The sequence below is a fragment of the Pseudomonas sp. FSL L8-0168 genome (assembly GCF_037976155.1).
GTDB classification, from domain to species: domain Bacteria; phylum Pseudomonadota; class Gammaproteobacteria; order Pseudomonadales; family Pseudomonadaceae; genus Aquipseudomonas; species Aquipseudomonas paracarnis.
In genome coordinates, this window is the sequence record NZ_CP150262.1 from 5,248,738 (window position 1) to 5,273,531 (window position 24,794).

Consider the following 24,794-nt stretch of genomic DNA (forward strand, 5'->3'; position numbering starts at 1 on the left):
GTTTTTCGTTCAGGAGATTTTCGATGCAATCAGCTAACAACGTCATGGTGCTCTACACCGGCGGCACCATCGGCATGCAGGCCAGCGCCAATGGCCTGGCGCCCGCGTCTGGTTTTGAAGCGCGTATGCGAGAACAGTTTGCCGACGCAGACCTGCCCGCGTGGCGCTTCCGGGAAATGTCACCACTGATCGACAGCGCCAACATGAACCCCGCCTACTGGCAACGCCTGCGCAGCGCCGTGGTCGAGGCGGTAGACGCCGGCTGCGATACCGTACTGATCCTGCACGGCACCGACACCCTGGCCTACAGCGCAGCGGCCATGAGCTTCCAGCTGCTGGGCCTCCCGGCGCCGGTGGTGTTCACCGGTTCGATGCTGCCGGCCGGTGTGCCCGACAGCGATGCCTGGGAAAACGTCAGCGGTGCGTTGACGGCCTTGGGCGAAGGCCTGAAGCCGGGTGTGCACCTGTACTTCCACGGCGCGCTGATGGCGCCGACTCGCTGCGCGAAGATTCGCAGTTTTGGGCGCAACCCGTTTGCCGCACTGCAGCGCAACGGCGGTGTCGCCCTGGCAGACAGGCTTCCCGCCGCGCTGGCCTACCGCAACGACAAGGCCCCGGCCAACGTTGGCGTCCTGCCGCTCGTTCCGGGCATTGCTGCCGCGCAACTGGATGCATTGATCGACAGCGGCATCCAGGCATTGGTACTCGAATGCTTCGGCAGCGGCACCGGGCCAAGTGACAATCCGGCCTTCCTCGCCAGCCTGCAACGTGCGCAGGATCAAGAGGTGGTAGTGGTTGCAATCACCCAATGCCATGAAGGCGGCGTGGAACTGGATGTCTACGAAGCCGGCAGCCGCCTGCGCAGCGTGGGTGTACTGTCCGGCGGCGGCATGACCCGAGAAGCAGCCTTCGGCAAGCTCAACGCCTTGATCGGCGCGGGGCTGGACAGCGAAGAAATCCGCCGCCTGGTGGAATTGGACCTGTGCGGCGAGCTGAGCTGACCGGCATGTAACTTGCTCCACTTCCAGCCATCCCCTGGCTGGAAGTTCCCATGCTGCATTCCCACCTCACCACCCTCAATGCCGTGTCCCTGGTGCTGCGTACCTTCGAGGCCGAAGGCTTGCCCCACGAAGCATTGCTGGCGGGCAGCGGCATCTGTGCGGCGGATTTGAGCCGCGCCGACACGCGTATCGCCACACATCAGGAGATGCAAGTGTGCGCCAATGCCGTGGCCCATCAGCGTGATATCGGCTTGATCGTTGGGCGGCGTATGCATGTTTCCTCGTACGGCCTACTGGGCTATGCCCTGCTCACCAGTGCCACTTTCGGTGACGCTTTGCGCCTGGCCCTGCGGTATCCGGCGCTGTTGGGAACACTCTTTGAACTGAGCCTGGACGAAGACGGCGAACGCATCTGGTTCACGGCCGGCGACTACCGCGAAAACCCGGCACTGACTGCCTTCAATGTCGAGCTGTGCCTGGGATCACTGAAGGTCATTTGCGACGACCTGCTCGGCCATCCCCTGCCGTTGTTGGGCGCTCGGTTCGAGCACGAGGCGCCGGATTATCAGGCCCGCTACGCCGAGAGCTTCGACTGCCCGCTCCAGTTTCAGGCTATAGCCAACGCGTTCGCCTTTGATAAACGCTGGCTCGCCCAACCTTTGCCCCTGGCCGACGCGGTCACCCACCAGGCCATGGTCGAACGTTGTCGCAAACAGAACACCGAATTCACCGGGCGCGAGGCCTGGCTGGGGCGAATCCGCCAGTTGCTGGCTGCACAATTGCACGCCGCACCTGGGCTCGATGGCCTGGCCCAGCAGATGAACTGTTCGGCGCGCACCCTGCGCCGGCACCTGCACAACCTGGGTTGCAGCTATCAGGAACTGCTCGATGAGCTGCGCTTCGAACGCGCCAAACAGTTGTTGGCTAACGACCTGTGGCCAATCCACCGGATTGCCGAGACGCTGGGGTTCAGCGAAACGGCGAGCTTCAGGCATGCGTTCGTGCGCTGGAGCGGCGTCACGCCGAGCCAATTTCGAGCATGACGCGCCAATAAGGGGCGAATTGCGGACACACACTTTGGCCATATTTATCTCCTTTTGGCCGCTCCTGTCGTTCTCATAAAGCGCGTGCGCCGCAAGACTGCACTCACGAATACAGCCTGCGGAGAACAACAAATGCTGACGATCTACTCGGACGATCACCACCTGCACCATGGCCGCTGTGAACTGATGGACGGGCAACTGATGCCCTGCTTCGAAATGCCCTCGCGTGCCGATCACGTGCTGCAACGGGTCAAGGACCGTGAACTGGGCCCCGTGCAGGCCCCTCAGGACTTCGGCCTGGCGCCGCTGCAACGTATTCACAGCCGCGACTATCTCGACTTCTTCAAAGGCGCCTGGCAACGCTGGACCGAGTATGGCCAGGACGGCGACCTGTTGCCCTACACCTGGCCCGCTCGTACGTTGCGCCGTGTGCTTCCCACCAGCCTGCACGGCCAATTGGGCTATTACAGTTTCGATGGTGGCGCGCCGATCACCGCCGGCACCTGGCAAGCGGCCTACAGCGCGGCGCAAGTGGCCCTTACCGCGCAGGCCGCCATCGCCCAAGGCGCCCACAGTGCCTTCGCCCTTTGCCGCCCGCCGGGGCATCACGCCGCCAGCGATTTGATGGGAGGTTATTGCTACCTCAACAACGCGGCCATCGCAGCCCAGGCATTCCTTGATCAAGGCTGCAAAAAGGTCGCGATCCTCGACGTGGACTACCACCACGGTAACGGCACGCAGTCGATTTTTTATGCGCGCAGCGACGTGCTGTTCACCTCGATTCACGGCCATCCGGAGGCAGAATTTCCGTTCTTCCTTGGCTACGCCGATGAGCATGGCGAGGGCGCCGGCGTTGGTTTCAACTTCAACTATCCGTTGCCGGCCGGGTCCGGCTGGCAGGCCTGGAGCGCGGCGCTGGAACAGGCCTGCGCCGAGATCGAGCGCTACGCCGCCGATATCATCGTGGTGTCCCTGGGCGTGGACACGTTCAAGGACGACCCTATCTCGCAGTTCAAGCTCGACAGCCCGGACTACCTGGCCATGGGCGCGCGCATTGCCCGTCTGGGCAAGCCCACGCTGTTCGTGATGGAAGGCGGCTACGCGGTGGAGGAAATCGGCATCAACGCCGTCAACGTGCTGGAAGGTTTCGAGGAAGCAGCCCAATGAACATACTCAAGTCGCTCGCCCTGTGCGCCGTGGTTGTCAGCGGCGCAGCCCAGGCCGAAGAAAAAACCCTGAAGGTCTACAACTGGTTCGACTACATCACGCCCAAGGCGCTGGAAGACTTCAAGGCCCAGCACCCGTCGATCAAGCTGGTGTACGACATCTTCGACACCAACGAAGCCCTGGAAGCCAAACTGCTCACCGGCAACTCCGGCTATGACGTGGTGGTACCCTCCAACGTGTTCCTGGCCAAACAGATCGAAGCCGGCGTGTTCCAGCCCCTGGACCGCAGCCAACTGCCCAACTGGAACCACCTCGATCCCAAGCTGATGAAGCTGATCGAGGCCAACGACCCCGGCAATCAATACGCCGTGCCCTACATGTACGGCACCATCCTGATCGGCTTCAACCCAGCCAAGGTCAAGGCGGCCCTGGGCGACAACGCCCCCGTGGACAGCTGGGACCTGATCTTCAAAGAAGAGAACATCAGCAAGCTCAAGCAATGCGGCGTCGCGCTGCTGGACTCGCCCTCGGAGATCCTGCCCCTGGCGTTGCAGCACCTGGGCCTGGACCCCAACAGCAGCAACCCCAAGGACTACGACAAGGCCGAAGCGCTGTTGATGAAGATCCGCCCGTACATCACCTACTTTCACTCTTCCAAATACATGGCGGACATCGCCAATGGCGATATCTGCGTGGCGGTGGGCTACTCCGGCAGTTTTTCCCAAGCCGCCAACCGCGCCAAGGAAGCCAAGAATGGCGTGACCGTGGACATGCGCTTGCCCAAGGAAGGCGCGCCGATCTGGTTCGACATGCTCGCCATTCCCAAGGGCGCTAAAAATCCGGGCGACGCCTACACCTTCATCAACTATTTGTTGCAACCCGACGTCATCGCACCGGTCAGCGATTTTGTCGGTTATCCCAACCCGAACAAGGACGCTACCGAGCGGGTCGACCCGGCCATACGCAACAACCCCAACCTGTACCCGACCGACACGGCCATGACCACGCTCTACACCCTCAAACCCCTGGACAGCAAAGCCGAACGCGCCAGGACAAGGGCCTGGACCAAGATTAAGTCCGGGAGGTGAAGCGCTGTACTGGCGTACGTGCATTTAACAGCAGGCCTATGTAAGCACCGCCTACCTGTCTGGCCGAGCCCTAGCATGGAAATTCCGAACCTATACCTCGGGCTATCTCCATCAACCGGTCAGACAGGGAAGCCACTCTATGACCTCACCCGCTGCAAATAACCACACGAACGCCAAACGGCTGGATGAGCGCTCAGCGCTGTTCACCCAACTCTATGTCGGCCCTTCATTCAGGGAGACCGCATCGGCTCTGTTGCGCCAGTCACTTCGGGAACAGTACCCGACGCTGGATATCAACCCGGACATCGCCATGGTCGGCACGCCGACCTGGCGACTGATTGACGACGAGATTGTCGCGGGGCCCACGGAATATCAGGCACTCAGCGACATCCTCGCTCAACAGGCAGTTCTGTCAGTGCCGACCCTGTACATCGAGGGCGAACACTTTCTCACCCAGCAACCGATCGTCGAGCCGACGGTTCACTTGCCCGTGCGTATCTGTGAAATCGCCAAAACCCTCAACCTGCTGGCTCCTGTCATGCTGCGGGCCTTCCAGCAACAGTTGGTCGCCTACTGGAATCAAACCAACGGCAGCGGCCCCCATTGGCACGAGTTGTCGAGCATGTTGCGGGCAGTCTGGAATGTCGAGACCGCAGACGACTGGAGCGCCACCGAGTGCGCCATGGCGCGCACCCTGTTCACCCACCCCGATAAAGCCGACAGGAAGGGCAAAGACCCTTACAACCTCAAGGCCTGCCTGATCGATATCGACCGCGTCGACGCTGACCACGTGACGCACCAGAATGAAGTGGTGATCGCGGTACTGCTCGGCGAACATGAAGGGCAGCGTTCGATCCTCATGTATTCACTGCTCAAGGGCTATGAAAAATTTCCTTCGCTGGAGCACCTGGGCAATTCATTGTCGTTGCACCTGCCAGCCTCTGCTTCGAACCAGGAAATTCATTGGCGGCTGTTCGAGCCTGATGGCGACTTTTTTGATCATCAGGCCTGCGCAATGGTGTCCGTGCTGGTCGAGGCCGTGGGTGCAATCGACTTCTCGGACCTGCGCCAGACCCATAACGCCGATGTCGTCCTCGGCACGCCGCCAGCCATCGCCCCGCTTGCCCCTGAAAAGGGCCCAGGGCTTGCCTGGTATCAGAACCAGTTGCCCGACTGGCTGACGAAGGCGTCCGTCGCCGACCAGAACTTCTTTGCCCGGCACTTGAAGGACCTCGCCGCCCTGCACAACCAGAACGCCGGCCGCTCTTACCTCGACGACGTTCCCTCCATCGAGGCTTACGCGTTGAAGGTGATCAAGGCGCAAATGATCAAGGATCATCCTGCCAGCGCCAACGTTCCCTTGGATAAAATCCGCCTGACGGTGAAAAGCCCGGTCATCTGGGGCACCTTCGTGGTGCCGGGTCAGTTCGAAACCACCTCTTTGAGCGTGGTAGAACTGGCCTTGCAAAACCTGATTGCGCTGCCGACCGGCAATCGATCTGTCGAGATCGATAAGGGGTTCAGCCTGCCTGGATGGATGACCTCAGGCTATTTTGTAGACTTGGTCACCGATGCCGATATCGGCAGTGCCTATCCCGCGTTGATCAAACAAAAACTGCTGGACGACCCGCAGGAGTCATTACGCCGTAAAACCCTCTATAGCCAGCACCTGCGTATCCAACTGCCTATGCAGGCCTTGCAAGCCAAGATTCGCCAGCAAGAAGGCATTGACGAGCGAGGCTACCGCTATGTGGCGGCGGTGTTACAAGACGAGGCCACTGACCGCCAGGTTGACGGGCAAACCATTGTGCTCAGGCCATTGGCGTTTCGGCCCCTGCGGCGCGCGGAAGCGACATTGGACACCGTTGCCAACATGTACGTGATCGGCCCCGAGGACCTGACGGCCGGCCCATGCCTGTTGTATCGACCGATGTTCACACCACCCCTGATGCAGTTCCCGACTCCGGCCAATCTGATCTATGGGATTTCGCAATCGAGCACCCTGCGCGAGTCGGTACTGGCCTGGCTACCGGATGCGGTGCGTAACGACTACGCCAATTACGTATTCCCCGGCGCACTGCCTACGCCTTGGCAGGTGGCCGATTACCTGATCGAGCCTGACAAACTATGGACCATGAGCGGCCCCATGGCGCTGGGTGAACAAGTGCTTAACGGCGACCGATTTTCCACTCTGTTCAAAGCCAACGCCAATGCCTTGATCGAACTGTCGGATCGGCAATCGGTTTCCAATGCCGAAAACCGTTGGGCCACGTTCAAGCAAGCCGGCTGGCTGATATTCAACGCCGTGCTGCCTTTTCTCGGTCGTACCGTGGGCACGGCGGTGTGGATCTGGCAGGTGGTCGATCAACTGCAGAACTTTATCGAGGCCCAGGAGCACGGTGAGCAGCAAGCCGAGTGGTCGGCGCTCACCGATGTCCTGCTCAACCTTGGCATGGCCATCACCCTGCATGTCGCCAGCCGCAGCCACCGTCCAGGCTACCCACGCAAGGCCCAGCCAACCCTGCCGCAGCCGACAAGCGCCACGGACGTCACCGTCAAACAACAGCCGTCCCTGACCCAGGCGTTGGCGTCCAAACATTCACCTCACTTGCACATCAGTGGCGCAATCAAGCGCGCCCCTGGCGAACTTGCCACCCTGCTCGACAGCTTCAAAATCAATAAGCCCGACGGCCTGGGCCCCGCTGAAAGCGCGGCAGGCCAGCACCAGCACCTATTCCGGCATGCACAGCGCTACTACGCCCCCGTGGGGGAGCGCTGGTTTGAGGTGAACACCGATGACGATGAAACAGTAGTCATCATCGACCCCAAGCAACCGGAGCGCACAGGCCCGACGTTGATTCACAACGCCCAGGGCCAATGGTTCATCGACACGCGTCTGCGTCTGCGCGGCGGCGGCCCGAAAAAACAACAGCAAAGGTCCAAATCCGAAGCGGACGTCAAGACAGTGGAAGCCCAGCGGCGATTGTCAGAATTTGAGCGAGACAAGAGCGCCACGCAATTGGAGATACAGGCGGCCCGCGCTGAGATGGAGGACCCCCAGGCCAGCACTTCGGCCGATGCCCGCCGTGAGATCTACCTGCAAAAGCTCGAGGCCCAGCGAAATAACTACGAAACGGCGCTGCAACAACTCAAGATCTTGAATGTGTTTGCCCCGACTGCGAATTATCAAGAGCAAGTCGTGCGCTACGTCGGCGCCCAGTTGGACCTGACGGAAACCGGTATACGCGAAGCTCAAGTCACGTTCACACCGAAGCTTAAAACCGTGCTGGACCAGATTGAGCGCCAGGCCAGCCATACCGAGGAGCGTCATATCGAGGACGCCCAAACCTTGACCGAGATGAGCCAGGACATGATCGCACGCCTGAACTACACAGAGTCGCGGTTCGCTCAACTTAGAACGATGGGGCGATCCGGCTTCAAGGCTATCTGCCAACACCGCAAAAGCTTGCCGATTTACACGGCCCGCGACCTCAGGTTCCTGCAAGTGACCCTGGCGCGCAATCTGTGCGTGGACGAAAACAGCATGACCACGGCTCCGGATGCCTGGAACGCCATCGACCGTATTGTCGACAGCGCCAATCTGTCGATTCAGACCTTGCGTGAAACCCTGTTCGAACGCAGCGAGTCGCGTCTGGACGAACGCATCGAAACCGTGGGCAGCCTGGTCGAACAGTTCAATGTCCTTGATGAACGCCTGCAGGACTTTCCAGCGGAATTTACCAACGTTGCACTGACCACCCCCCTTACGCGCCTGCGTGAAAAAATCCGCAGCTTCTACAACGAAACCGTTGGCCACCTGGAGCTGCTGCACAGTGACCGGGACGCCATCAGAAACCGGCCAACTCCGCCGCCGACCCCGCCTAAAGCCAGGAAAAAAGTCATTTATACGCGTTACAACGGTGTGCTGGTCGGTGACCCACGCCTGTCAGCAACAGGCGAGGAAACCGGTCTGGTAGATATCAGATCTCCACTGACTCAGGACATCATGGCGACCTTCCACGAAAAGCCCGCAGGCGTCTGGGTACAGCGCGTAACGCCCGCCGAAACACAACCCAGTGTTGTCGTGGACGTTGCCACCCGCATCAAACAGGCACAGGACCTGTTGGACGCACTGGAGACTTTCAAGCAGCGGACCGCCGAACAAGCGGCCAAGCCGGAGCGCACGGCCATCGGCATAGAAACGTTGTTTCACCAGCACGCATTGGCGCTGGAACAGGCGTCTTCGAATATTAAAGAGGCCCTCACCCAAGGCAACGCAACCGAGAGCCACAAGGACTCGGCTGCGCTTGTGGACAGAAAGCTCAACGAGGCGGCCCAAGCCCTCTACAAGGAGGCTTCACGCTACAAGTCGTTGTTGTTCAAAAAGCATCCACCCACCGTGCATGCTCTGGAATGGCTGCTGAAAAACCAAGAGGTCGTCATCAAGAAAACCGTCACGCGGCGACGGCTCAAAGGCCCGGAGAAGGACTATCTGGACGAGTACACCATCCACAACCGCGAAGACCATAGCGTGCTGTGGTATGCCCACTTTCATTACTCAACCGACTGGGTGCCCGCCAAGGCATTCCTGCGCGCGCGCCTGAAAACCCCGCAGGAGCACGCCCGTGGCGCGGAGTCCGACACCCTCAACGGCCTTGGCGAGAAGCAGAAAACCGCGGTGTATCTCAGTGACATCAATCTAGACCAGGCCCGGCGGTTGTTTTTCACGGTGAAATGACTCCCCCTGAGGCGGGGGCGTTCGCGCCCTCGACTCATGACCGCAGCCAGCCGCAGCGCGACGTATCTACCACCCCTGCGGTAACGTCGCTCGCTACCTTGCGCGTTCCTTAAAGCCCGTACGGGCCATTGAATGCAAAGGAGCTGCGCATGCCCAATGACACTGTCAACAATCACCGTCCACCTACTACCTATGAACTGCTGACCCAGTTAACCAGTGGCCCCACTATCCGCGAAGTGGCCGCAACGGCATTGCGCTCAGCTATCAAGGCGCTATATCCCACGCTGGATATCGAACCCGACCTGGCCATGGTCGTCAGCCCTCAATGGGTGGTGGTCGGCAACGACGTCGTGCGTGCGCCGGCCACTGTCGAATCGCTCACCTCAGTGCTGGCCCGCCAGGCACTATCCAGCGAGAGAGTGACCTATATCGACGGCCAACATTTCCTCACCTTGCAGCCGTACGCTCTGATTCCTGTGCATCTGGCAGTGAAAATCGATGCCATCGCACGCCTGATCAACGAGCTATCCGACCTGCTGTTCACTGCATTCCAGGAACAGCAACTGGACTTCTGGAACGCGTCCAATGGCACCACCGGTCCGCGCTGGCAATCCTTATCCAGCACACTGAGGAAGGTGTGGAACATCACCGAAGAGCAAGGCCTGAGTGAGCACGAAAGCGCGATGGCACGTGCATTTTTCCAGGAACCCGACCTGGCCAGACGCTCGCTGAAAGACCCTTACAAGACCCACGCGTACCTGGTCGACGTGGACATTCTTGAAGCCGGCCGGTCCACCCATGCCAGCTTCCTGGATATCACCGTATTGGTGGGCGAGCACGCCAATCGCCCGATGATCCTGACGCACTCGTTGGTGAGCGGGTATGAAACGTTCGAGTCACTGGCACAATTGGGTGCCGCGCTGCCTGCGCGAATGAGTGCGCCCGCCAGCGACGCCACCTTGCAATGGCGCTTGTATGAACCCGACGGCAACTTCTTCGATACGCTGGCCTGCAATCTGATCTCGTTGCAAATCTACGCCATAGGCAGTTATGGCGAATCCGGCCTGGGTAACCTGGCCGAAGCAAAGGTGCCCGCGACCACGGTTGCCCGCATCGTGCCCAGTATCGAAGAAATGAGCGATCACCAGCTGTCGAATATCCGCGATATTCACCGACAACTTCCAGACTGGCTGGCTTCGGCAACGGACTCCGATATCGCCGCCTACGGCCGCTATATGATCAACCTGGCCCAACTGCACAGCCATTATCACGGCGAAACGTTTCAGGACGGCATTCCAGCCATTCGTGACTACGCCCGGACACAGCTGCAAAACCTTATCCGCTCCCCCCAAGCGGGGGCGCGCCTGAACCTGGATAACATCGAAATCGTTATCGAGAGCCCAGTGCTGTGGGGCACGTTTATCGTCCCCGGAGCCGTGGACACCACACGACGCAGCCTGATCGACCTGGCCTTGGAAAACCTCACCGGCCTGCCCACCGGCAACGTGACAGTGCACTACAACGGTAGGGGCGGTGACGTGCCCGCATGGCTGACCTACAGCTACCTGAAAGACGTGATCGAGGACATCGACATCGGTCAGCGCTACCCCGCGCTGGTCAAACAGCAACTGCTCGATGACACCACCCAGTCGAGTCACCGCCAACAGCTCTACATCCGCCACCTGCAGATTCAACTGCCGTTGCTGGCCCTGCAGATGAAAATCCGCAGCCAGGGCGGCTTCGATGAGCTGGGTTATCGCTACGTCGCCGCCGTCATGCATCCCGATGAACATGCGCGCCGTGTCGACGGGCACCCCATTGTCATCCGCCGCCTGGCCTTCGTGCCCAGTCTGCGCCCCGGGCCTGAGCAAGACGTGGTCACCAATATGTTCGTGATTGGCCCGAAGCATTCCGGCAACGGTCCCTGCGTACTCTATCGGCCATTGCTGGAGCCGGCCCTGATGCAATTTGCGTCGCGGCAAAACCTGCTCTATGCCATCAAACATGAGCGCTCCTTGCGCGAGTCGGTGTTGGCCTGGCTACCTGAACCGCAAAGATTCAACTACGCCCAATACGTTTTCCCCGACACCCTTCCTTCGCCCTGGACCGTGGTGCGCGCACTGGTCGAACCGCTCACCGTGCTGTACATGAGTGGCCCGGTGACGTTGAGCGATGAAGAAATGGGCAATGACATTTTTGCCACGCTGTTCAAGGCCAACGCCAATGCCATGGTCGAGTTGGCGACACGCCAGTCGGTGTCCAACGTACAGAAACGCTGGGCGACCTTTCGACAGGCCGGCTGGCAAATTTTCAACGCCGCCCTGCCCTTCCTGGGCCGCACCCTTGGCATCGCCGCTTGGGTCTGGCAAATCATGGACGACCTGCAGGCCGCTGAGGAGGCCGTGAACAAGAGTGACCAGCCCGCCTCCTGGACAGCGTTGGTGGATGTCTTCCTCAACCTCGGCATGGCCCTAACGCTGCACATCGCCCTGCGCCACCCTCGAGCGTCCAAGCGATCCGCTTCCCCCAGGGTTGGCACTGAACCCACGGAAACGGTAGGCAGGCCGTCCGTTACCGAGAAGACATTTACTTCAGTCCAACAGGCCACTATTTCCGACAGCCAACTTTCAGCCAAGCATCAAGGCCCCGTGCACACTCGCGGAGCCCTCAGTCACAGCCGCCTCGGACTGGCCAAGACGCTCGACAGCTTCAAGGTCGCCAAGCCCGAAAAACTCGGTGAACAAAATAAAAACCCCGGTCACCATCTCAATCTCTATCCGCTTGCAGATAAGTGGTACGCACCGGTCAGCGAGCGTTGGTTCGAGGTCACGGTGGATGACAACGACAGCGTCGTCATCATCGACCCGAAGGAACCTTCGCGTACCGGCCCACCGCTGATCGGCAACCTCGCGGGGCAATGGTTTGTCGATGTCCGTTTGCGGCTACGCGGCGGCGGTCTTCGAAACCGGCGGCGTGCGGTCAAGATCGATCAGCCGGCGCGCATTGCGGCACTTATGACTCAACTCAACGCCTTCGACGCGGTCGCCGCCCGCCAACAGCTGGACGTGCTTGAGGCAAAGCCTGCGCTGGACGCTGCCCCTGGCCCGTCCACGGACCTGCGACGTACAACGTTCATCGGTAAAGTCGACAGCCGGCTGGCGGCGTATGACGAAGCGATCAGCCAACTGAAGTCCTTGAGCATCATCGACACGGTGCCCACCTACCAGAGCACTATGAGCGGTTACCTGAAACAGCAATTGCAACTGACTCAGATCGCTTTGGAGCAACAAGTGGTGAGTTATAGGGAGGCCCTGAAGTCGTCGTCCCCAATCCTCGACGCCGAGGTGGACATCGACTATAAAAACCAGGCTCGCAGCGCCCAAGACCTGTCCACCCAGAACCAGGCAATCATCAAGCGCCTGCAGTTCATCAACGACCGTTTCAACGATCTCAGAGCATTGGGAGATGAGGGTGCAGCCGTCATTCGTAAAACCATCGGGGAGTTGCCACAGCTGACCCTCACTGAACTCAAATCCCTGGAGATCATCCTGGGCCGCTACTTGTGTATCGATGAAGAGCAACGCCAGATCCCCGCCACGCTGCGCGAGCGGATGGGCCAGATCGTCGATAGCGCCGAACTGAACGTCGAGAGTTTCAATGAGATTGTGGAACGCGGTAATGGCGCATCGCTGGATGAGCGCATCGATGTACTCAACAGCCTGGTAGAGCAATTTTCCAGTGCCGACCAGCGCCTGCTCGATCTTCACGCCGATTACCCACAACACTTGCACAAAAGCCGCCTGGAAAGTTTCCGCCAACAGATTGGCGAGTTCAGCCAAAGGGCCGTGCACGACCTGGCGCAATTGCTGCGAACGAAGAAAGCCCTGGAGCCCAAGCCCGGCAGCTCGAAGACCGAGCCCCGCCCGCGGCGCAAAGTAATCAAAACACGCCATCACGGCTTGGTAATGGGTGAACCGCGTGAAACCGACAGTTCCCTGGTAGACGTCAGGGCCGGCATGACCGGCAAGGTGATCGCCACATTCCATGAAAAGTCGCCAGGGGTGTGGGTCACACGGCACAAAACTGCGCTGCACCCACCCGTGCCTGTTTCGGTGGACCTGGACACCAGCATCAACGCTGGGCAAACGCTATTGGAGGGCGAACACGCCGAAATTCGCAAATACAAGGGTTTCTCAACAAAGCCCTGGCATGCTCCGCAAGACATTCAAGATATGTTCGATGACTATGCGAAGACGCTGGAAGACGCGTCAAAGAACATCGAAGAAGCGCTGACCCAGCGCAATCTCACAGAAAGCGAACATACCTCCGCTGCTGTGACCAATCGTCATCTCAAAGACGCGGCACAACGTTTCTATCGGCAGGGCAAAGAAACCTACATCGACATGATCAAGCGCCAGCCCCCAACCGCGGAACGGGTGAACTGGCTGCACAGCCAGGGGCTGATCACCATCGTCAAGGTCATCACTCGGCGTGCCCTCAAGGGGCCCAGAAAGGACTTTCTGGACGAGTACGAGATTCGCGATAACGAGAATGGCACGGCGCTGTGGTACGCGCACTTTCACTATGAAACCAAGAACGCTGCATTGGAGAATTTCACCAAGGATCATCTCAAGACCCGCGAACAACATCGGCTCGGCGGCGCCCACCAACGTACCGGGCCCAGTGACTGGGACATCATAGAAATCCACCGCCGCAGTATCGGTGAGCAACTGGCCAAGTCGCTGTTCTTCAAGAACTGATCGGCTACGCCTTCCACGCTTGACGCAAACGCGCCAGCGCCTGCGCAATGGCCGCCTCCGGCACGGCGGCAAACCCCATCACCAGGCCAGCATGCTGGTCCGGTGGCGGGCGTGTGCCAGCCAGCCAATAGCTGCTCAAACCATTGATCTCGACATCCACTGCACGGGCCTGAGCGAGCAACGCCTGCTCCCGGGCCAGGCTGTCCACCCGCACCGTGATGTGCAAACCCGCCGCGGCATTTGGCAACGCGCCGACCCCGGGCAACCCGGTGGGCCATCCGGCCAACAACGCATTGCGCCGGCTGAGCGCGGCGCGACGCATCCGACGAATGTGGCGCTGGAAGTGCCCCGCCGCCATGAACTCGGCCATCACCGCCTGGGTGCTGACTTCGGAGTGACGCACGTCCACGGCGCGGCGCCGGGTGAAGGCTTGCACCAGGCCCGGTGGCAACACCAGATAACCCAGGCGCAACGCCGGGAACGCCACCTTGCCGAAGGTGCCCACATACAGCACGCGGCCACTGCGATCCAGCGCGGCCAACGGTGACAGCGGCGCGCCGCTGTAGCGGTACTCGCCGTCGTAATCGTCTTCCACGATCCAACCGCCTGAACGTTCGGCCCAGGCCAGCAATTCCAGGCGCCGAGCCAGGCTCATCACCACGCCCAGCGGGTACTGATGGGAAGGCGTGACATACGCCACGCGGCAATCATTGAGGGTACTGAGCACCTGGCAATCCATGCCCTCGCCGTCGACCGGCACGCCATGCAGTCGCCCGCCGGCCAAAGCGAATGCATGGCCGGCCGCGCGATAGCCAGGGTTTTCCACCGCCACGCCATCCCCAGGCTCCACCAGCAACTGTGCACAAAGGCTAATGGCCTGCTGTGCGCCGCTGGTGATCACAATTTGTTCAGCCGTGCATTGCATGCCGCGCGAGCTGCGCAGGTACGCGGCGATCAAACCGCGCAGGCGACCGTCACCGGCCGGGTCGCCATAGCACAGCTGTTCCAGGTCGGGTTTGCGCCAGAACGCCCCATTCAGCTTGGCCCATACCTCAAACGGGAACAGATCGAAGGCGGGTACGCCCACGCGAAATGCCCGGGGCGGTCCCAACGGCGGCTGAGGCAGATGATGGTCTTTTACCCGTGCCAAACCGGCGCTGTGGATAACTTCGTCATCTAAATCCTCGGGCAAATTCGCCCATTTTGTGGATAAGCCTGGGGATAAGCCTGTTGACAACCCTGTGGATACTTTTGTGGATAGTTTTTCGGCCATCGGCAATTGGGCAACATAGGTGCCATCACCGACCCGGCTTTCGATAAACCCCTCCGCGTACAGCTGATCGTAGGCGCGCACCACGCTGTTGCGGGAAATCGACAAGGCCGCCGCCAGATCACGGGTAGCGGGCAGCCGCGTGCCACTGACCAATCGCCCATCCAATACCCGCTGGCGCAGGGCCTCATACAGCTGGCGCGTGAGGCCCTGGCGGCGGTCCAGCTCGATACCGGCGGGGTTGAAGGACAACGGTGGCGAAACAGGCGGCATATTGGACCTATAAAAATAGCGCTAGATGGCTCTTACAACGAACCAATAGCCTGCCTAGGATGCAGGCATTCGCCAAGGAAAATCTCCATGTACACACCCCGCGCCTTTGCTCTCGATGACTTGCCCGAAATCCAGCAACTGATCCAGCACACCCGTCTGGCGCAGTTGGTAACCGTGGGTGAAAACGGCCTGCAAGCCAGCCACTTGCCCTTGCTGCTCAACCCCGATGAAGGGCCCAATGGCACGCTGTACGGTCACTTGGCCAAAGCCAACCCGCAATGGCGCGAGCTGCAAAATGGCGGTGAAGCGCTGGTGATCTTCGCCGGTGCCGACGCCTATATCAGCCCGGCGTTTTACCCCGCCAAGGCCGAGCACGGCAAAGTGGTCCCGACCTGGAACTACATCGCCGTGCACGCCTATGGCACGCCTGCGGTATTCAGCGACGCCGAGCGCTTGCTCAAGGTGGTCACCGCCCTCACCGACCGCCATGAAAGCGGCCGCGCCCAACCCTGGCGTGTCAGCGACGCACCGGCGGACTACATTGACGGCATGCTCAAGGCCATCGTCGGCTTTGCCCTGCCGATCGAGCGCCTGGTGGGCAAACGCAAGCTCAGCCAGAACCGCAGCGCCGCCGACATGGCCGGTGTGCGTGACGGCCTGGCCGCCAGTGCCGATGTACGTGACCAGACCCTCGCCCGCTTTATTCCCCAAGGAGCTTCAGAATGAGCTTGATCGACATTCGCCAGGTTACAGCCGCCGACCAAGCCGCCTGGCTGCCGCTGTGGCAGGCCTACTTGGCGTTCTACAACACCGAACTGCCGGACGCCGTCAGCCAAAGCACCTGGCAACGCCTGATCGACCCCCGCGAGCCGACCCATTCGGCACTGGCCTGGCAGGACGGCAAGGCGGTGGGCATGGTCAACTTCATCTACCATCGCTCCAACTGGAGCATCGAGAACTCCTGCTACCTGCAGGATTTGCTGGTGGACCCGACCCAACGTGGCACGGGCGTAGGTCGCAAGCTGATCGAATTCGTCTACGCCACCGCCAAGGCCGATGGCTGCTGCAAAGTGCACTGGTTGACCCACGAGACCAACGCCACCGCGATCCAACTCTACGAGCGCATCGCCGAACGCCCAGGCTTCATCCAATTTCGCAAAGGTCTTTAAGGAGCACAGCATGATCACTTCCCTCGCTGATTGGAAAGGCGTCCCGGCGCCGACTGCGCAACTGCTTGAAGGGCGTTTTATCCACCTGGAAAAGCTCGACCCGGCGCGCCATGCCGATCAACTGTGGCAAGCCCTTGAAGGCCCAGGGGCCGACCCGAAGCTGTGGGATTACTTGCCCTACGGCCCGTTCACCGAGCGCAGTGCCTTCGACGCCTGGTTGAACAACCACGCCGCCCACAGCGACCCGTACTTTTTCAGCGTGATCGACCGCGCAACGGGCCAGGTTCAGGGCATCCTCAGCCTGATGTCCATCGTCCCGGCGCAAGGCCGTATCGAAATCGGCCACGTCACCTTCGGCGCACCGATGCAGCGCTCGCCGAAAAGCACCGAAGCGGTGTACCTGCTGGCCAAATATGCGTTCGAGCAGGGCTACCGTCGGCTGGAGTGGAAGTGCAACAACGGCAACGCGCGGTCCAAGTACGCAGCCGAGCGCTTGGGGTTCAGTTTTGAAGGGGTGTTCCGCCAGCACATGGTGGTCAAAGGGCAGAACCGCGATACGGCGTGGTATTCGATCCTGGATTCGGAATGGCCGAAGGTCGGTGCCGGGTTTGAGGCGTGGTTGTCGCAGGCGAACCAGAGTGGGTCGGGCCAGTTGAAGACACTCACAGAGTGTCGGGGTTAATACTCACATGTGTGGGAGCTGGCTTGCCTGCGATACAGACACCTCGGTGTATCAGGCAAAACCAGTTGATGCCATCGCAGGCAAGCCAGCTCCCACAGGTTTGACTAGCGGTGAATCAGTCGGTCAGGCGCTGCGCCAGCACCGCAATATGCTCCGGTCCGATGCCGCAGCATCCACCCAGATGGCTAGCGCCGCGCGCTTGCCAATCGGCCGCCCATTGCAAGTAGCCGGGTGGGTCGAGGTCATCGCGCAACGGGTCCAGGCCATCGTTGGCCGTGGCTTCCTTGGGTTGCGGCGGGAAAGCGTTGGCGTAGGCGCCGATCTGAATCGCTACACCCAAACGGTCGAAGGTCTGGCGGGCAGCGTCAATCGCCGCGCCGATCACTTCCGGCTGGCTGCAGTTGAACAGCAATACCTGCACCCCCAGTTGCGCCGCCGCCTCGGCTGCGTCCGCCACCGGTTCGCCGGAGCGCAGGCGCGGCACCTCGTCGGTGTCTTCGTCTTTCAAGGTAAACGACAGCCAGAACGGCTTGCCATCCTTAGGCAGCCCGGCATGGATCGCCCGTGCTTCAGCGATTGAGCTCTGGGTTTCCGCCAGCCACAGATCGACATGCGGGGCCAGGCCGTTCACCAAGGGGGTGAGCAACTCACTGACGCGCTCGGCCTGGAACAGATCTGGGCGATAAGAGCCAAATAGCGGCGGCAGTGAGCCGGCTACCTGCACGGCTTTACCGGAGGCCTGCACCGCCCGTCGCGCCAACTCACCGGCCAGGGCGGCGAGCGCCTGCCCTTCTTGGGCGAACCGCGCTTCGCCGATATGGAACGGCACCACCGCGTAACTGTTGCTGGTGATCACATTGGCGCCGCTGTCGATGTAGGCCGCGTGCACCGCCTCCACCGCTTGCGGCGCTTCGCTCAAGGCCAGTGCCGACCATTCCGGCTGACGGAACGGCGCCCCACGGCGTTGCAGTTCACGGCCCATGCCACCATCGAGAATTACTGTGCTTACTGCACCCATATGCTTTTTACTCATATGCTTATGAAAATAACTCACTATGAGAGTCGTTCTTATAACTATTTAATGCGTACCGTTCGGTTAATAACAACCTCTTTTTTATTCAGGTGTTCGATTTTGAAATTCAGACCGCTGTTGGCCCTGGGCCTGACGATGTTGGCTGCTTCAACCCAAGCCTTTGGCGGTGCCACGTTGGATCGTGTCGAGCAGAAAAAAGAACTGGTCGGCGTGCTGATGGAAAGCTATCCGCCGTTTTCATTTCTCAATGACCAGAACCAGCTCGACGGTTTCGACGTGGACGTGGCCAAGGCCGTGGCGCAAAAACTGGGCGTGAAGTTGCGCCTGGAAACTCCGTCCTGGGACGTGATCGCCGCCGGCCGCTGGAGCGGGCGCTACGACATCTGCATCTGTTCCATGACCCCAAGCAAGGCACGCGCCGAGGTGTTCGACTTCCCGGTGGAGTACTACGCCTCGCCCGCCGTGATTGTGGTCAATGCCAAGGACGACCGCATCCACGACGCCCGGGACCTGAGCGGCAAGAAGGTCGGCCTCACCAGCGCCTCTAGCTACGAAAGCTACCTGAACAAGAACCTGGTGATCGAAGGCGCCGAAGACACGCAGTTGCAGTACCCGTTCGAGGAGGTGCAGATCGCCCCGTACGACACCGACAACGTGGCGTTCCAGGATCTGGGCCTGGGCGCTGGCGTGCGCCTGGATGCGATCCTCACCAACCTGGTCACCGCACAGCCGCGCCTGACCCAGGACAAGCGTTTCAAGCTCGCCGGTGCGCCGCTGTACTCGGAGCCCAACTCGGTGGCCATCGAGAAAGGCGACCCGCAGTGGGACAGCAAAGTGCGTGAGGTCTTCGCCCAGCTCAAGCAGGACGGAACCTTGAGCGCGCTGTCGCAAAAATGGATCGGCGCCGATATCAGCCGATGAGTTTTCGCCTACGGCTTTACCTGACCTGGGCGGCGCTGTTCGCGCTGTTTGCGAGTTTCTTCCTGAGCTTTGACCTGAAGTTCTCGATCATCCTCGACAAGCTGCCCAACCTGGTCGGCCTGCACCTTGCGCCCAACGGCTTCCTGCAAGGCGCGGCGCTGACGCTGTTCTTGTGCCTGTGCGCCATTGTCGCGTCGTCGGTGCTGGGCTTTATCACCGCGTTGGGGCGCCTGTCCAAAAGTGCCGTGGCGTTCGGCATCGCCAGTTTCTACGCCTCGTTCTTTCGCGGCACGCCGCTGCTGATCCAGATCCTGTTGATCTACCTGGGCCTGCCGCAATTGGGGCTGGTGCCAGGCGCCATCGTCGCCGGGATCATCGCGTTGTCACTGAATTACGGCGCCTACCTGAGCGAGATTTTCCGCGCCGGCATCCTCGGCGTGCCCCACGGCCAACGCGAGGCCGCGCTGGCCCTGGGCATGCGCGACAGGGCGATCTTCTGGCACGTGACCCTGCCCCAGGCCATGCGCACCATCATCCCGCCGGCCACCAACCAGTTCATCTCGATGCTCAAGGACTCCTCCCTGATCTCGGTGATGGGCGTGTGGGAAGTGATGTTTCTGGCGCAGTCCTATGGCCGCTCAAGCTACCGCTATATCGAGATGCTCACGACGGCGGCGATCATTTATTGGGTGATGTCCCTGGGGCTCGAATTGATCCAGGCGCGGATGGAGCGGCATTTCGGCAAGGGCTACGTGCGGCGCGGTTGACGGTCAGGGCCTGTTGCGCCGCACCTTGACCACGCCCATCTGCAAACCGAAGGGCCGAAACACGGCATTCAGCGATTTCAGGGTTGGGTTGCCATCGCCATGTTCGATATGCACCAGGGTACGCACCGAAATTTTGCACATTCTGGCGAACTGGCTTTGGTGCAGGCCGGTCACTTCGATGCGCAGGCGGCGTACGGCGGAGCCCAGCTCAAGCGAGCCACCGGCCAAGCCTTGTTCGACGCTGTCGATCAACAACGCACGAGCATCCATGCTAATCGTCATCTCAACCCCCACTGCCTGAGACGCAGGTCCAGTTTCCCTAATGGGATGCTTGGGTGATTCAAGGTCACAGCGGGCACGCCACTGGCCACCAGAAGATCCGGTAATGCACGCAGGTGCTCGGCTGTTTGTCGCAGGCGTTCAAAGCTTTGCTCGGGGTCGACGAGGTCGGCCAGAGCCTCGCATACCGCTCGCCAATTGATATCCCCGGCGAGTTCCAAGGGTTTGGGCCATTTGGTGGTTCGAGTGACGGCTTCAGCGTCCATTACCATGGGTGCCAAATCATAAATGGGGGCCAGGCGCAGCGCCTTGGGCTCGCGGATGATCGATGTATTGCGGCCGTGGTTATCCGAATTACCCAGCACTTTATTCAGCAAATCCCGGCGCAGGTACTCTGCGACCAGATCTGCGACGTGGTCCTCTTGTCCCACCGCTCGCCATTGATCGACCAACAGCCTCACCACCTCCAGATGATCCATGTAGCTGCCAGGGGTGGTCACACCGGCCAAGGAATAGATCGACTCGACGGCCAGCCGTTCAACACCGCCCTCACCCAGCCTGCGATCAAAACGATGCATCCACAGGCTGGGTTTTGTCGCCTCTTCCAGCGCCAGCCCTTGGGTGGCGACCGTTTCGATGCCAAGAGACTCAAGCGCCCGGTAATAGTGGTACTCACTTCGCAGGATATCTTGATCAGTCTGCGTAGCCTGGTTGCGCGCGAACTTGATGAACCAGTGCTGAGCGACGTCAGCGTCATTCAGGATCGCGTCTGGATACAGCAAGCCATCTACGCCTTGGGTCATCAACAATTTCGGTGCCTCGCCCCCTGCTCCGGTAGCACCGCCGATGGCAGCACCTTGTTCATAGGCATATTCCAGGAAACGGCTATCGCGACTGACGACCTCATGTCGTGCAAACCCCATCGGGGTTTCACCGCCCAGGGCTTGGATGGACTCCTTGATCCGCATGTTGCCAATCGGCGCCGGCGTACTGCGCCCCAGCAAGAACAAGTCGTCATCGATGGCCTGGGGTTTCTCACGACCAAGACGCTGCATCAAAAAGCGCTTGGCCGCGCCGGCTGGCGCGATATCGTGCAAAAAAGCGGGGGCTGACTTGAGCACCGTAACGTCCCAATCCAGCGGGAACCGGGCACTGGCCGCGTAGCAAAAAGGCTGCTGGATCTCTTCGAGGTGATCGGCCAGATAATCCTGGCGGTAATGAAACCTGCAGGGCCCGACAAAACCCCGTTGCGGTTCAGGAAATTCAAGCCGCATAGCATCATGCCAGTGCCCGGCGGTGAAAATTTGCAGCGTCAAAGAGTAAGCGGTGTCTTTCTGCAATTTAGTGCACCTGCTAAGCAGTGATGAGAGCGACACATGCAATATAGTGCATTTCTCACTCATAGAGTGTCTTTATATATGCATTAAAATGCAGATATGGAGGGGAAAGACCTGGAGATATGCAATTTAATGCATACGACTTGACCGTCATCACTGCGACACATTTCTGCAACGACCTTGCGCTATACCAGTCGACTCGCTTGCCATAACAAGGTCGCCCAGCATGCCCCCGTGTCCACAACGCCTCGCGCTCGCCATCACCCTGTTGGCCAGCGGCGGTTTCATTGAAGCAGCCGCAGCCAAGACCCTGCAGATCGACACGCCTACGACACAGGGGCAAACCCTGGGTGGCAGTGATACGTTGACCACGTCGGCGCCTGGCAGCATTACAACCTCCGGGGTGGCGGTGACGCTCAAGGACGGCACCCGCGGTGCGGGGGTGGTGGTGACTAACGCGGGCAAGCTGGTCTCCAGTGGCGGTCGGGGTATCGACAGTTCGGGGAACGTCAGCGGGGAGCGCAGGTACAGCATTTACAACCTTGCCGGTGGGGTGATTCAAGGTGCCAATGATGCGTTGCGCATCAACAGTAACGTTGTCAGCGGCAGCGTGCTGATCGACAACAGCGGCACCCTTCGCTCGGCCACCGGCCAAGGGCTGGACCTGGATGCGCTGCGCAGCAGCAACGTCACCACCACGATCATCAACCGTGCCGGTGGCTTGATTCGCGGGGAGGCCAGCGACGGCATGAAGACTGGCGCCAACGCCTCTATCACTAACTACGGTGAGATCTCCACCGGCAACACCTTCTCCCGCGATGACAAGTTCGATGGCGTGGACATCGACTCCGCCAGCGGCGTGACGGTGACCAACTATGGCCTGATTTCCGGTGGCCGCCATGGCATCACCACGGACGAGGGCGCCACGCTGACCAACTACGGCACGGTGATCGGCCGCAACGGCTCGGGCTTTGGTTCCGATGGCGACGGCACTGTGATCAACCACGGCACCATCACCGGCGCGTTCTCCGGGCTGCAACCGGATGGCGACGGTGACGGCGTGGACATCGACAAGATCGCCCATATCGAAAACTACGGCGTCATCCAGGGTGTCGGCGCCGGGGGTGTCGACAAGAACGGCTTTGCCAACGGCAGCGAAGGGATCGCCCTGGGCGGTGGCTCTCTCTACAACGCCAAAGGCGCGTTGGTCAGTGGTGCCAACAATGCCATCCTGGTGGACGACGGCAGCGACGGGCCGGGGCTCGCGGCCACCACCCTGGAGAACCACGGCACGATTCAAGGCTTGGATGGCTTTGGCGTGAAGTTCGTCGGCAACTACGCCGACACGGTTATCAATAGCGGCACGATCAGCGGCAGTAATGGCCTGGCCCTGGATTTGGGCGGCGGCGATGACCAACTGATCTTGCGCAACGGCAGCCGCTTTATCGGCTCGGTGGACGGCGGTAGCGGTTACGACCGACTGACCCTGGACGACGTCGCAGGGGGCAATTTTGGCGACAGCCGCAACCTTGAATGGCTGGAGGTCAAGCAAGGTACCTGGACGTTGACCGGCCAGGGTGATTTCAGCGACGGCGGCAAGATTTCCACCGGTGCCAAGCTGGTCAACCAAGGCGGGATTACCGGTAACGTGACGGTCGACACAGGCGGTGTGTATGCCGGCGGCGGCTCGGTGGGCAGCCTGGTGGTGAACGGCACCCTGCAGACCAACACCGCGTTGGGCACCGCCACCATCAACCGCGACTTGCGCATGGGCAGCGGCTCGATCCTGGCCTATGGCGTCAACGCCGACGGCAGCAGCGCGCCGATCAAGGTCGGCGGCACCGCTTACCTCAATGGCGCGACCCTGGCGGTCAACCCCGGCGAAGGCACCTACCCCTGGCAAAGCCATTACAGCGTGCTGCAAGCCGGCAGCATCAATGGCACGTTTGGCAAGGTCACCAGCGACTACGCCTTCCTGACCCCAACCCTGGATTACAGCGCCACTCAGGTCGGCCTTACATACACCCGTAACGACATCGCCTTCAACCAATTCGCCAGCACCGGCAATGGCGCCAGCGCCGCCAACAGCCTGGCAGGCCTGGGCACGAACAACCCGCTGTACAACGCCCTGCTCAATACCACCAGCGCCACAGCCGGGGCAGCCATCGAGCAACTGGCGGGCAGTAGCACCGCCAACCTCACCAGCGCCACCCTCAATGCCAGTGCGCAAGTGGGCCACAGCATGCTCGCCGCCATGCACCAGGTGGGTGGCGGTGCGGGACTGCTGGTGGGGCTCAATGACCAAGATACGCCGGTACTGGCCGCCACCGGCGTGCCCGCCGAGGTGCGCAACCTCAATGACCCGAACGCGCGCGGCCGCCTGTGGCTGCAAGGCATCGGCAGCTACGGCAAGCTCGATGGCGAGCACGGCAGTAACGGCTTGACCCAACGCACCAAAGGTACAGTGCTCGGCGCCGATTGGGCGCTGGATAGTGACTGGCGCCTGGGTGTGCTGGGCGGTTACTCCAAGACCGACCTGGACACCACCGGTGTGGACGGCAGCGTCGACAGCTGGCACGCCGGCGTCTATGCCCTGCGCCAGAGCGGCCCACTGGCCTTGCGCCTGGGTGCGGCCTACAGCGGGCATCAGGGCGACAGTAAACGCACGGTGGCCTTCAACGGTTTTAACGACCGCCCCAAGGGCGACTATGACGCCAACAGCCAGCAGGCTTTCGCTGAACTGGGCTACGCCATGGGTAGTGGCCGCTTGAGCGCAGAACCGTTCGCCAACCTCGGCTACCAGCGCTACCAACGCGACGGCTATAACGAAAAAGGCGGCGCCGCTGCGTTGCATGTCGAGGGCCAGACCCAGGACAACTTCAGCAGCACCTTCGGCCTTCGCCTGGCGCACCTGAGCCAGCTGGACAACGGCGTCAGCCTCACACCCCGTGCCAGCGTTGGCTGGAAGCACACCTATGGCGATGTCGACAGCACCACACGCCAGGCTTTCCTGGCCGGTGGCACCGTCTTCAATGTGCAAGGCAGTGCGCTGGATCGGGACAGCCTGTTGCTCGAAGCGGGCCTGGACGTCGGCTTATCCGTCCGTCATCGCCTGGGCCTGGGCTATACCGGCGAAGTGGGCAGCAACAGCCGCAACCATGCGCTGACCGGCCAATGGCAGATGAGTTTTTAATCGCACCGTACTAGAGACAACTCCCGCAAAACGGTGGTCGATAGCCTGACAGTTATCCCCCCGCACCTCGCCT

General features: G+C 60.8%; 16 protein-coding genes. 12 read left to right on the forward strand and 4 right to left on the reverse strand.

Features of this window, described 5'->3' with window-relative positions:
- The first annotated feature begins 23 nt into the window (after positions 1–23).
- The 6 genes from MHH62_RS24225 to MHH62_RS24250 all read left to right on the forward strand — a co-directional run bounded on the left by MHH62_RS24225 (position 24) and on the right by MHH62_RS24250 (position 13,797).
- On the forward strand, positions 24–1,001 hold the full coding sequence (locus MHH62_RS24225; protein WP_020302827.1) for an asparaginase: 978 nt from the start codon (positions 24–26) through the stop codon (positions 999–1,001).
- Positions 1,002–1,051: 50 nt separating this feature from the next.
- Positions 1,052–2,044, forward strand: a complete 993-nt coding sequence (locus MHH62_RS24230) for an AraC family transcriptional regulator (protein ID WP_014720537.1) — start codon at positions 1,052–1,054, stop codon at positions 2,042–2,044.
- A gap of 132 nt (positions 2,045–2,176) precedes the next feature.
- Positions 2,177–3,211: a histone deacetylase family protein gene (locus tag MHH62_RS24235; protein ID WP_020302826.1), complete on the forward strand. Its 1,035-nt coding sequence runs from the start codon at positions 2,177–2,179 to the stop codon at positions 3,209–3,211.
- Positions 3,208–4,299 carry a polyamine ABC transporter substrate-binding protein gene (locus tag MHH62_RS24240; protein ID WP_019818144.1) on the forward strand — a complete coding sequence of 364 codons (1,092 nt, stop codon included), beginning with the start codon at positions 3,208–3,210 and terminating at the stop codon, positions 4,297–4,299. The genes MHH62_RS24235 and MHH62_RS24240 overlap by 4 nt, the downstream gene beginning before the upstream one ends.
- A 139-nt stretch (positions 4,300–4,438) precedes the next feature.
- Positions 4,439–9,037 carry a DUF6543 domain-containing protein gene (locus MHH62_RS24245; protein WP_339232061.1) on the forward strand — a complete coding sequence of 1,533 codons (4,599 nt, stop codon included), beginning with the start codon at positions 4,439–4,441 and terminating at the stop codon, positions 9,035–9,037.
- A 149-nt stretch (positions 9,038–9,186) separates the two neighbouring features.
- Positions 9,187–13,797: a DUF6543 domain-containing protein gene (locus MHH62_RS24250; protein ID WP_339232062.1), complete on the forward strand. Its 4,611-nt coding sequence runs from the start codon at positions 9,187–9,189 to the stop codon at positions 13,795–13,797.
- Between the two features lie 4 nt (positions 13,798–13,801).
- Here the strand turns inward: MHH62_RS24250 and MHH62_RS24255 are convergent, their stop codons facing one another.
- A complete protein-coding gene (locus tag MHH62_RS24255; protein ID WP_019818147.1) occupies positions 13,802–15,340 on the reverse strand; it encodes a PLP-dependent aminotransferase family protein in 1,539 nt (512 codons plus the stop codon).
- Positions 15,341–15,427: 87 nt separating this feature from the next.
- Here MHH62_RS24255 and MHH62_RS24260 point away from each other — a divergent pair, with 87 nt between their 5' ends.
- Genes MHH62_RS24260 through MHH62_RS24270 form a run of 3 tightly spaced genes read left to right on the forward strand, consistent with a single transcriptional unit; the run spans position 15,428 to position 17,191 of the window.
- Complete coding sequence (locus MHH62_RS24260; RefSeq protein WP_116668494.1) at positions 15,428–16,066, forward strand: FMN-binding negative transcriptional regulator; 639 nt, start codon at positions 15,428–15,430, stop codon at positions 16,064–16,066.
- Positions 16,063–16,509: a GNAT family N-acetyltransferase gene (locus MHH62_RS24265; protein ID WP_014720543.1), complete on the forward strand. Its 447-nt coding sequence runs from the start codon at positions 16,063–16,065 to the stop codon at positions 16,507–16,509. Before MHH62_RS24260 ends, MHH62_RS24265 begins: the two co-directional genes overlap by 4 nt.
- Positions 16,510–16,519: 10 nt before the next feature.
- Entirely contained in the window at positions 16,520–17,191 is a 672-nt protein-coding gene (locus MHH62_RS24270) for a GNAT family protein (RefSeq protein WP_014720544.1), read from the forward strand.
- Between the two features lie 115 nt (positions 17,192–17,306).
- On the opposite strand, the gene MHH62_RS24275 is transcribed toward MHH62_RS24270, so the two are convergent.
- Positions 17,307–18,209: a homocysteine S-methyltransferase family protein gene (locus tag MHH62_RS24275; RefSeq protein ID WP_014720545.1), complete on the reverse strand. Its 903-nt coding sequence runs from the start codon at positions 18,207–18,209 to the stop codon at positions 17,307–17,309.
- 114 nt (positions 18,210–18,323) lie between these two features.
- Here MHH62_RS24275 and MHH62_RS24280 point away from each other — a divergent pair, with 114 nt between their 5' ends.
- Entirely contained in the window at positions 18,324–19,145 is an 822-nt protein-coding gene (locus tag MHH62_RS24280; RefSeq protein ID WP_014720546.1) for an ABC transporter substrate-binding protein, read from the forward strand.
- Complete coding sequence (locus MHH62_RS24285) at positions 19,142–19,912, forward strand: amino acid ABC transporter permease (protein WP_014720547.1); 771 nt, start codon at positions 19,142–19,144, stop codon at positions 19,910–19,912. Before MHH62_RS24280 ends, MHH62_RS24285 begins: the two co-directional genes overlap by 4 nt.
- Positions 19,913–19,915: 3 nt before the next feature.
- On the opposite strand, the gene MHH62_RS24290 is transcribed toward MHH62_RS24285, so the two are convergent.
- Positions 19,916–20,194: a helix-turn-helix transcriptional regulator gene (locus MHH62_RS24290; RefSeq protein ID WP_014720548.1), complete on the reverse strand. Its 279-nt coding sequence runs from the start codon at positions 20,192–20,194 to the stop codon at positions 19,916–19,918.
- Positions 20,191–21,531, reverse strand: a complete 1,341-nt coding sequence (locus MHH62_RS24295; RefSeq protein WP_019818154.1) for a HipA domain-containing protein — start codon at positions 21,529–21,531, stop codon at positions 20,191–20,193. The genes MHH62_RS24290 and MHH62_RS24295 overlap by 4 nt, the downstream gene beginning before the upstream one ends.
- A 223-nt stretch (positions 21,532–21,754) precedes the next feature.
- Here MHH62_RS24295 and MHH62_RS24300 point away from each other — a divergent pair, with 223 nt between their 5' ends.
- Entirely contained in the window at positions 21,755–24,721 is a 2,967-nt protein-coding gene (locus MHH62_RS24300; RefSeq protein WP_020302820.1) for an autotransporter outer membrane beta-barrel domain-containing protein, read from the forward strand.
- Positions 24,722–24,794 lie beyond the last annotated feature (73 nt).